Below are 9,716 nucleotides of genomic sequence, written 5' to 3'. Positions count from 1 at the left end.
CAAGCTGCTGACCATGCTCAACGCCATGGTCAGAACCGGCAAACCTTGGGACGCATCGCTTCATAGTGCTTGACTTTGAAGACGGTTACTCAGGGGGTTTCATCGGTTGGTGACCGGGTACACACCCTGCGGCCGCCACAGCAAAATGGCCACCATCAACGCAATGTTCGAGAACAGCGCCACCTTGGGGGCCAGAAAACCCGTGTAGTTGGCCATCAGCCCCACCAGCAGCGCACCGATGAGCGCACCGCCCGTGCTGCCCAGCCCGCCGATGATGATGACGATGAAGATCAGCACATTGACCTGCGCGCCCATCTGCGGCACCACGCTCTGCTGGTAAAGCCCCCACATCACACCGCCCAGGCCCGCCAGCGCCGAACCCACCACGAACACACCCACGAACAGGCGGCGGATGCGGTAGCCCAGGCTTTCGACCATTTCACGGTCCTGCACGCCAGCGCGGATCAGCAGGCCCACCTTGGTGCGCGAAAGCGTCCAGGCCAGCACGCCGAAGACCACCAGGCCCACCACCACGGCGATCAGACGGTATTTTTCGATGGCGGCATCGCCCACCAACAGCGAGCCGCGCATGCCTTCGGGCAGCGGGAGCGGTATCTGCGCCGGGCCCCAGATGACCTTGATGAGTTCTTCACCAATGATCATGCCGCCCATGGTGATGAGGATCTGCTTGAGGTGCTGGCCGTACACCGGGCGCACGATGAAGCGCTCGAACGCCAGGCCCACGGCGCCCGCCACCGCCATGGCCACCAGCATGGCGGGCAGCACCGCCACCATGTTGCGCCACAGCTGCTCAGAGCCCGTCCAGTCGCCCATGGCACCCAGCACGCTGGTGGCCACAAAGGCGCCGAGCGCTATGAACACGCCGTGGCCGAAATTGAGCACGTCCATGAGGCCGAACACCAGCGTCAGGCCCGAGGCGATGATGAAGATGATCATGCCCATGGCCAGCCCCGCCACCGTGAGCGTGAGCCAGGTGCTGGGCGAGCCGATGAAGGGCAGCACCAGCAGCGCCAGCGCGGGCACCAGCGCCAGCGGCTTCCAGTCGAAATCGCGGGTGTTCATGCGTAGGCTCCTGCTGCGCCGCCAGTGGCCACACGCACAAACATCACCGCGCACGCGGCGTTGGCCACACCGCAAAACACTACTAATTTAATAGTTGCTAGCGCTTTACCATAAAGGGCTAGAGGCCAAAAAGGCTTCAAATCAGAACATCTCATAGCGCCAGCCCCAGCAGCGAACGCTGCAACGCCTCGTCTTCGGCCAACGCGGCCATGCTGCCCGCATGCACCACCTGGCCGTTGTCCATCACGGCGACGGTATCGCCCAGGCGCTTGGCAAAGTGGATGTTCTGCTCGACCAGCAAAATGGTCACGCCGCTCTTCTTGAGCTGGTCGAACGCCTCGATCATGTTGTTGATGATGGCGGGCGCCAGGCCCTTGCTGGGCTCGTCGATGATGAGCAAATCGCGCGGCTCAACCATGGCACGCGCCACCGCCACCATCTGTTTTTGTCCGCCGCTGAGCTTGCCGGCCGGGTGGTTCCAAAACTTCTCGACGGGCGGGAAGAGCTTGAAAATCCACTGCAAGCGCTGCGCGTCCATCTGCGCCGCGTTGCGTGCCTTGCGGGCGGCCAGCAGCATGTTTTCTTTCACCGTGAGGTCGGCAAAAATGCCCATGTTTTCGGGCACATAGGCGATGTTCAAGGACGCGATCTGCGGCGTGTGCAGTGCCGTGATGTCCTTGCCGGCAAAGTGCACCGCGCCGTTGGATGCCTGCCACAGGCCCATGATGGTGCGCAGCGTGGTCGTCTTGCCCGCGCCATTGCGCCCCAGCAGCATGGTCAGCTGGCCCTTGGGCACGACGAGGTCCACGCCGTGCAGGATGTGATACGCCCCGATGTGCGTGTGCACGCCCTTCAACTCCAGCAAGGCCCCCACAGGTGCCACTGCGCGTGCGCCGCGCCCCAGCGGGGCGGAGCTTGCGCCGTGGGACAACCCGGCCGCGGTCATCAGGACCATGCTCATGCGGCCTCCTTGTCGGCATCTTTGGCAGCATCTTTGGAAATGCCCAGGTAGGCCTCTTGCACCACGGGCGAGGCAATCACCTCGGCCGGGGCGCCATCGGCCACCAGCGTTCCGTTGGTCAGCACGATGATGCGGTCGGCCAGCTCGCGCACCACGTCCATCTTGTGCTCCACCAGCAGGATGATCTTGGTCTTGTCTTTTTTGAGCTCACGGATCAGGTTCAGGATCACGGGCGCCTCGTCGTGGCTCATGCCGGCGGTGGGCTCGTCGAACATGTAGACCTGCGGCTCCAGCGCCATCAGCAGCGCCACTTCAAGCTTGCGCTGGTCGCCGTGCGGCAGGCTGGCCACGGGGGTGTCGCGCCGCTCCAGCATCGCCACGGACCGCAGGATCTGCTCGGCGCGCTCGGTGAGCTGGCGGTGGTCGCTCCAGATGCTCCACAGGTTCAGGCCCCGCCGGTGCCTGCCCGCCTGCGTAGCCTGCACGGCCAGACGCACGTTCTCCAGCACGCTGAGGCCCGGGAACAGGTTGGTGAGCTGGAACGCCCGGCCCAGCCCCGCATGCGTGCGCGCCGAGGGCGACAGCCCCGACAGGTCTTGCCCGCCCAGCGTCACCCTGCCGCTGGTCGCCTTGAGCTGTCCCGAGATGAGGTTGAAGTACGTGGTCTTGCCTGCCCCGTTGGGGCCCACGATGGCGGTGAGCGTGCCCGGCTCGAACGAGCAGGTCACGGCGTTCACCGCCACATGGCCACCGAAGCGGATGGTCAGGTCATGGGTCGCCAGCATCGAAGGTCGAGGCTCCACAGGGATTTAAAGAAAAAGCAGCCCTAGCGCTTTATGGGAAAGCGCTTCAAGCTATCAAAACACGAGTAACAGGCCCACCAGCGCGCGGTGGGCCCTGGCCGTCAGCGCTTGTTCCGGATCGGAACCTGCATCTCTTCAGGCTTGATCTCGCGCACCAGCTCGGGCACGCCCCAGGCAAAGGCCGGGTCCACTTTGATCTTGAAGTGGTACATGCTCTGCATCGCCTGGTGGTCTTCCTTGCGGAAAGTCATCTTGCCCTTGGGCGTGTCGAAGCTCATGCCTTCCATGGTCTTGATGAGCTTGTTGGTGTTGACATCGCCGCCCGTGGCCTTGAGCGCCGTGACCAGCGCCATGGCCGAGCTGAAGCCCCCCGCCGTGAAGAAATCGGGCGGCGCCTTGAACTGCTTGTAGTGCGCGGCCACCAGGGCTTCGTTCACGGGGTTCTTGGGAATGCCGAAGTAGTAGTAGGTGGCGCCTTCCATACCCGGGAAGTTCTTGAAGCTGGCCATGGCGGGCAGGATGTTGCCACCCGTGGCGATCTCGATGCCGTAGCGCTTGAGGTCCATGTCGGCGATCTTGAACGGGTTGCCCGCACCGGCCCACAAGATCCAGATGATCTTGCGGCCCGGTTGGTCCTTGAGCTTGTCGATCAGGCGCTGCGCACCGGCCGTGAAATCGGTGGTGTTGGCGGGCAGGTATTCCTCGTGCGCCAGCTTGGCATTTTTGATGGCGCCCTTGAAGGCTTTCACGCCATCACGGCCAAAGGCGTAATCCTGTGCCAGCGTGGCAATGGTCACCCCGGCCTTGTCGATGGCCACGGCATTGCTGATGGCGTCCTGGCTGCTGTTGCGGCCGGTGCGAAAAATGTATTTGTTCCACTTGTCGCCCGTGATGGCGTCGGCCACAGCGGGCTCCACCAGCAGAATCTTTTTGTATTCCTCGGCCACGGGCAACATGGCAAGCGCAACGCCCGACGACGTGGGGCCCACGGCGATGTCGGCCTTGTCGTCCGAGTAGGCGGAGGCCAGCAGGCTCTTGCCCAGGTCGGGCTTGCCCTGGTCGTCCCGCTCGATCACCACGATCTTTTTGCCGTTGACGGCCATGGTGCCGCCGGTGGCGTAATCCAGGCCCATCATCAGGCCGGTTTGCGCCTGCTTGCCATAGGCTTCGAGCGGGCCGGTCTTGCTGTAAACGTGGGCTATGCGGATTTCGCCCGACTGGCTGAATACGGGGGCAGACAGTGTGGCGGCCAGGGTGGCCAGTGCGACCAAGGTGCGGCGTTGCATGGGGTTGTCTCCTTGTGTTTTGACTGAACATTGCACAGTTCGTGCCACGGATCAAACTGTTGATTTATATAGAATTTTTACTTGAACTGAAGGGTAACGCCTGATTTTCAGACATCCAAATCGTCTAAAAATCAGCCATTTGTCCATTTTTTATTCAGGGTTTTCCAGACGTCCGTACAGCGTGGCGCGCGAGATGCCCAGTTGCCGCGCCGTCGCCTGTTTGTTGCCGCCATGGGCCTTGAGCGCTGCCGCTATGGCGCGCTGCTCCAGTTCGGCCACCTGCTCGGCCAGGGGACGCAGGTAGCACTCGTCGCCCAGCGCCCTGGGCTCTGACACGGCATGGGGCACAGGTGCCGCAGGCTCGACCCCGGCTTCGCGCAGGATGCTTTCGAGCTGGTAGGCATCAATGGATTGCGAATCGCTGCGCATGGCAGCCTGCTCCAGCACGTTGCGCAGCTCACGGATATTGCCGCGCCAGGGTTGGCCCGCCAACAGCGCCATGGCATCGGCCTGCAACTCAGGCGGCGCCGTGCCGTTGCGCAGGGCCAGGTCTTCGCCCAGCACTTCGACCAGCGCCGGGATGTCACTGCGCCGCTCGCGCAGCGGCGGCACGCGCACCGGCAGCACATGCAGGCGATAGAAAAGGTCTTCGCGAAACCGGCCCTCGCGCACCAGCGCCCCCAGGTCACGCGAGGTGGCGGCCACCACGCGCACATTGAAGGGCACCAGCTTGTTGGAGCCCAGCGGCTCGATCTCGCCCTCTTGCAAGGCGCGCAGCAGCTTGGCCTGCAGGCTTTGCGGCATGTCGCCGATTTCATCGAGAAACAGCGTGCCGCCATCGGCCAGCTTGAACTTGCCATCGCGCCCCTTGCGGTCTGCGCCGGTGTAGGCGCCGGGGGCCACGCCAAAAAACTCGGCCTCCAGCAATGTGTCGGGCACGGCGGCAATGTTCACGCTGACAAAGGGGCCGCTGGCACGGCTGGACGCCGCGTGGATGGCATGGGCCAGCAGCTCTTTGCCAGTGCCGGTTTCGCCGAGCAGCAGCACGGGGCTGGACGACTGCGCGGCACGGCGCGCCTGGCGCTTGACCTCGGATGCGGCGGGGCTCGACCCGACAAAGCTGGCAAAGGTGTATTTGGCGCGCCGCTGGCCGTCGCCCGACACGGCCAGCGAGCGGCTGCGCTGGCTGGCCAGCTCGCGCCGCGCATCGTCAAGGTCGCGCTGCAACAGGGCAAACTTGCCGATCAGGGGCTGCAGCGTGGTTTCGGGGTGGTCAAACAGCACGATGCCAATGGCACCAATCACCCGCTCGGCCTCGTCGCGCAAGGGAATGCGGCTGACCACAAAGGTGCCCGCCTTGTTGGTGAGGAGATCGATCAGCACCGGCTGGCCGGTTTCGAGCACGCGGCGCATCTGGGTGTTGGGGATCACCTCTTCGACCGTGCGGCCGACAAACTGGTCCACCGACGAGAACCCCAGCGCGGGCAAAAAGCGCTGGTAACCCTCGTTCACCCAGACGATGCGACCGCTGCGGTCCACCAGAAACATGCCCTGGCTGACGCTGGAGAACAACTGGAACATGGAGCGCGCCGCCAGCTCCAGAATGCCCTGGGCATCCATCGGCAGTGCGGGGGCTTCTTCATTGAGCAAGGGCATGGCCGCGATGGTAGCGCGCCCCGGCCCGCCGTGGCGCTATCGGAGTCGTGCGCACAATTGCTATTGAAAAAATAGCTGCTCGCGCTTATCCACCAAGGGCTTCAGCCCGATTTAATGCAAGAATCGGCAAAGTACCCCATCCACCACCTGGCGGCCTCACGCATCGAGCTGCTGCAGGCGCGCCAGCTTGCGCCGCGCCATGTGCTGAAAGAGACGCGGCAGGATCAGCACCGCCAGCACGATGATGAGCAGCGTGAGCGACATGGGGCGCTGCACAAAGACAAGCCAGCTGCCCTCGCCAATCGACACCGCATTGCGCATCTGCGCCTCGGCCAGCGGCCCGAGGATCATGCCGACTACCACGGGCGCCGTGGGAAAGTCAAAGCGCCGCATCAGCACCCCCAGCAGGCCAATGCCGTACAGCAGGAACAGATCGAAGGTGCTCTGGCGCATGCCGTAGGCCCCGACCGTGGCAAAAATCAGGATGCCCGCATACAGCTGGGGTTTGGGGATTTTCAGGAGCTTCACCCACAGGCCCACCATGGGCAGGTTCAGCACCAGCAGCATCACGTTGCCGATGTACAGCGAGGCAATCAGCGCCCACACCAGCGTGGCCGACGTGGTGAACAGCTGCGGGCCGGGGTTGATACCGTAATTTTGAAAGGCACCCAGCAGCACCGCCGTGGTGTTGGAGGTGGGTATGCCCAGCGTAAGCAGCGGAATCATGGCCGCCGTCACGGTGGCATTGTTGGCGGCCTCGGGGCCGGCCACGCCTTCAATCGCACCCACGGTGCCGAACTCGGCCTTGTCGGCGTCCTTGGCCAGCTTCTTTTCGGTGGCGTAGCTCAGAAAGGTTGGAATCTCGGTGCCGCCCGCCGGAATGCAGCCAAACGGCGTGCCGATCAGCGTGCCGCGCAGCCACGCGGGAATGGAGCGCTTCCAGTCGCGCCCGGTCATGTGCACGCGGCTCATGCGGTTGCGCGACTCGACCACGCGGCCTTCGTACATCGCCGCATACAGCACCTCGGCCACGGCAAACAGGCCGACGGCGACCAGCACGATGTCGATGCCGTCGAGCAGCTCAGGCTTGCCGCCGGTGTAGCGCGCCGCGCCAGAAATCTGGTCCATACCAATGCAACCGGCCGCCAGCCCCACGAACAGCGCTGTGATGCCGCGCACCGTGCTCTTGCCCAGCACCGCGCTCACGGTGGTGAAGGCCAGCACCATCAGCATGAAGTATTCGGGCGGGCCCAGCTTCACGGCAAAGTCGGCCACATAGGGGGCAAACAGGGTCACGACCACGGTGGCAACGGTGCCCGCCACGAACGAGCCAATGGCCGATGTGGCCAGCGCCGCCCCGGCGCGGCCGCTCTTGGCCATCTTGTTGCCCTCCATGGCCGTGACCATGCTGGCGGTTTCGCCCGGCGTGTTGAGCAGGATGGAGGTGGTGGAGCCGCCATACATGGCACCGTAGTAGATGCCGGCAAAAAAGATCATCGAGGCCGTGACCTCGACCTTGGCCGTGATGGGCAGCAGCATGGCCACCGCCACCGCAGGGCCAATGCCGGGCAACACCCCCACTGCCGTGCCCAGCGCACAGCCCACCAGGGCCCACAGCAGGTTGGCGGGCGTGGCGGCAGTGGCAAAGCCCGCCATCAGTGCATCAAAGATTTCCATCACAACCACCCGGTTTGCGTGAGCCCTGGCAGGTTGATCGCCAGGAACTGCGTGAAAGTCCAGTAAACAGGCGCCGAGATCAGCACGCCCGTCACTCCGTCCACCGCCCAGGTGCGCGCGGTGCCTGCGTCTTGCCCCGCAGCCCGGCGCAGCCCTTGCACGGCCAGCGCATAGCACAGCGTGCAACTCAGGATGAAGCCCACCGTGGTGATGAGGGCGGCGTTGAGCAACAGGCCGGCCGACACCCACACAAAGGCAGGCTTGTCCGCACGGGCGGCGCCATTGGGTTCTTCCATGGCACGAAATCCGCCCGATCGCGCCTCCCACAGCAGCACGCCGCCGCACAGCGCCAGCACGCCTGCCACCAGCCACGGCAGAAAATTGGGGCCAACGCCGCTGTAGCCCGCGTTCGATGGAATATCAATGGCGCCCAGCGCCAGCGCAGCAGCGGTCAGCAACACGCCTGCGGCCACCACGGTTTGCATGCGCGTGGCCTGCAGGTTGCTGGCAACGCCGGGTTCGGTGCCCGAACTGGAGGAATCAGGGGTTGTCGGATCAGACATGCGGGGTCTTTCTCAAGCCCTTGGGCACAGGGCCCAAGGTGCGCAACACAGCGCGTAATACGGTGCGCACTGCAGTGATCGCACACAAAACCGCCGTGCGCCCACCGGGCGGCCGCACGGCGCAGGGGCACGGTTCAGACCATGCCCGCCTTGACCATGGTGGCGCGCAGGCTGGCAAATTCGCTGTCCACAAAATTCGCAAACTCGTCGCCCGCCATCCAGGCCGCGGTCCAGTCGTTCTTCTGCAGCGATTCGGCCCAGCTCTTGCTTTTGACGGCCTTGGCGACCATCTCCGTCAGCGCCTTGCGCTGCTCGGCCGTGATGCCGGGGCCGGCATACACGCCGCGCCAGTTGCCAATCTCCACGTTGATGCCCTGCTCCTTAAGCGTCGGCACCGTGGAGTTTTTGAGACGCTGGCCTGAGGTCACGGCAATGGGCGTCATCTTCTTGGTGGCGATGTACTCGGCCATCTCGCTATAGCCGCCACCGCCAATCGTCACGTTGCCGCCCAGGATGGCTGCAATCGCCTCGCCACCTCCCCGGAACGCCACGTAGTTGATCCTGGCCGGGTCCACGCCCACTTCGCGGGCGATCATCGCAGCGGCAATGTGCTCGGTAGAGCCGCGCGAGCCGCCACCCCACTTCACGCTGCCGGGGTCTTTTTTGAGCTGGGCAATGACCTCGGCCATGCTCTTGAAGGGCGAATTGGCGGGCAGCACAAACACGTTGTACTCGCTGGTCAGCCGCGCAATCGGCGTAGCCTGCGACAGACTCACCGGTGGCTTGCCGGTGATGATGCCGCCCAGCATCACCGCGCCCATCACCATCAGGGCGTTCGGGTCGCCCTTGCTGGAGTTGACGAACTGCGCCAGACCGATCGCACCGGCGGCGCCGCCCTTGTTGTCGTAGGTGACAGACGATGCAGCCCCCGATTCGAGCAGCGCCTTGCCCAGGGCGCGGCCCGTGGAATCCCACCCCCCGCCGGGGTTGGCGGGCAGCATCATCTTGATGGCGCTGGCGGCGTGGGCCGACAGGGGCAGAGCCCCGGCAGCGGCCAGCGCGGCCAGGGATTTGAGAAAGGTGTCGCGACGCATCGATGTCTCCTTATAGGGTTGGCGAACCGCCTCATGATGCGCGCGCAGCCTGTCAAACGGCTGTCCGCAGACTCAGGGAAAACACCCATGCGACAGCCGTCCGTGGTCGGTGCTATGGTGCCGCGCATGCAATTGCTTCTCGTCGAAGACGACCCCACCATGCAGCTCACGCTGCAGCGCGCATTGGCGCGCCGGGGCATGGAGGTCACCGCCGTGGGCGACGGCTCGGCGGCGCTCCGCCAGTGGGCCGCACGTCTGCCCGATGCCGTGGTGCTCGACCTCACCCTGCCCGGCCTCGATGGCCTGCAAGTGCTGCAACAGGCCCGCACCCGCGGACTGCGCACGCCGGTGCTGATCCTCACCGCACGCGGCACCGTGGGCGACCGGGTGCTAGGCCTCAATGCCGGTGCCGATGACTACCTGCCCAAGCCGTTCGATCTGGACGAACTGGAAGCACGGCTGCGCGCCCTGCTCCGGCGCAGCGCAGACCCCACGCCAGCGGCAGGCCACTCGGTTCAGATCGGGGCCATCCGCTACGACAAGGACAGTGGCGCGCTGTACCGCAACAGCGAGGTGATGGAACTCACGCCCCG

Annotated in this window: 9 protein-coding genes; 1 reads left to right on the top strand and 8 read right to left on the bottom strand. The window is 64.7% G+C overall.

The features are described 5' to 3' along the window. Positions 1-99: 99 nt before the first annotated feature. The 8 genes from B7Y64_RS18660 to B7Y64_RS18625 form a co-directional block, all read right to left on the bottom strand. The gene (locus B7Y64_RS18660) at positions 100-1,083 is read right to left on the bottom strand and encodes a branched-chain amino acid ABC transporter permease (protein WP_111866807.1); all 984 of its coding nucleotides are present in this window, start codon (positions 1,081-1,083) and stop codon (positions 100-102) included. Positions 1,084-1,234: 151 nt separating this feature from the next. Continuing rightward, a complete protein-coding gene (locus tag B7Y64_RS18655; protein WP_291324814.1) occupies positions 1,235-1,957 on the bottom strand; it encodes an ABC transporter ATP-binding protein in 723 nt (240 codons plus the stop codon). Between the two features lie 83 nt (positions 1,958-2,040). Further along, positions 2,041-2,829: an ABC transporter ATP-binding protein gene (locus B7Y64_RS18650; protein ID WP_291324812.1), complete on the bottom strand. Its 789-nt coding sequence runs from the start codon at positions 2,827-2,829 to the stop codon at positions 2,041-2,043. Between the two features lie 119 nt (positions 2,830-2,948). Then, positions 2,949-4,133, bottom strand: coding sequence for a substrate-binding domain-containing protein (locus B7Y64_RS18645; protein WP_291324811.1), 1,185 nt, complete (start codon positions 4,131-4,133; stop codon positions 2,949-2,951). A gap of 150 nt (positions 4,134-4,283) precedes the next feature. Further along, entirely contained in the window at positions 4,284-5,789 is a 1,506-nt protein-coding gene (locus B7Y64_RS18640; RefSeq protein ID WP_291324810.1) for a sigma 54-interacting transcriptional regulator, read from the bottom strand. Between the two features lie 156 nt (positions 5,790-5,945). Then, positions 5,946-7,466, bottom strand: a complete 1,521-nt coding sequence (locus B7Y64_RS18635) for a tripartite tricarboxylate transporter permease (protein ID WP_291329562.1) — start codon at positions 7,464-7,466, stop codon at positions 5,946-5,948. Beyond that, complete coding sequence (locus tag B7Y64_RS18630; RefSeq protein WP_291324808.1) at positions 7,466-8,029, bottom strand: tripartite tricarboxylate transporter TctB family protein; 564 nt, start codon at positions 8,027-8,029, stop codon at positions 7,466-7,468. Before B7Y64_RS18630 ends, B7Y64_RS18635 begins: the two co-directional genes overlap by 1 nt. A 134-nt stretch (positions 8,030-8,163) precedes the next feature. Then, positions 8,164-9,123: a tripartite tricarboxylate transporter substrate-binding protein gene (locus tag B7Y64_RS18625; protein ID WP_291324807.1), complete on the bottom strand. Its 960-nt coding sequence runs from the start codon at positions 9,121-9,123 to the stop codon at positions 8,164-8,166. Between the two features lie 114 nt (positions 9,124-9,237). On the opposite strand from B7Y64_RS18625, the gene B7Y64_RS18620 reads away from it, so the two are divergent. Beyond that, positions 9,238-9,716, top strand: a 479-nt coding sequence (locus B7Y64_RS18620; RefSeq protein WP_291329564.1) for a response regulator transcription factor, incomplete at its 3' end; no start/stop codon positions are given.

Origin of the sequence: Acidovorax sp. 35-64-16, assembly GCF_002281195.1 — a bacterium.
Classification (GTDB): Bacteria; Pseudomonadota; Gammaproteobacteria; order Burkholderiales; family Burkholderiaceae_C; genus Acidovorax; species Acidovorax defluvii.
This window is presented reverse-complemented; position numbering and strand designations above follow the sequence as displayed.

Excerpts from the sequence above, each read along its gene's own strand:
- B7Y64_RS18660 (WP_111866807.1), bottom strand. The coding sequence starts at position 1,083 with ATGAACACCCGCGATTTCGACTGGAAGCCGCTGGCGCTGGTGCCCGCG.
- B7Y64_RS18650 (WP_291324812.1), bottom strand. The coding sequence starts at position 2,829 with ATGCTGGCGACCCATGACCTGACCATCCGCTTCGGTGGCCATGTGGCG.
- B7Y64_RS18645 (WP_291324811.1), bottom strand. The coding sequence starts at position 4,133 with ATGCAACGCCGCACCTTGGTCGCACTGGCCACCCTGGCCGCCACACTG.
- B7Y64_RS18640 (WP_291324810.1), bottom strand. The coding sequence starts at position 5,789 with ATGCCCTTGCTCAATGAAGAAGCCCCCGCACTGCCGATGGATGCCCAG.
- B7Y64_RS18635 (WP_291329562.1), bottom strand. The coding sequence starts at position 7,466 with ATGGAAATCTTTGATGCACTGATGGCGGGCTTTGCCACTGCCGCCACG.
- B7Y64_RS18630 (WP_291324808.1), bottom strand. The coding sequence starts at position 8,029 with ATGTCTGATCCGACAACCCCTGATTCCTCCAGTTCGGGCACCGAACCC.
- B7Y64_RS18625 (WP_291324807.1), bottom strand. The coding sequence starts at position 9,123 with ATGCGTCGCGACACCTTTCTCAAATCCCTGGCCGCGCTGGCCGCTGCC.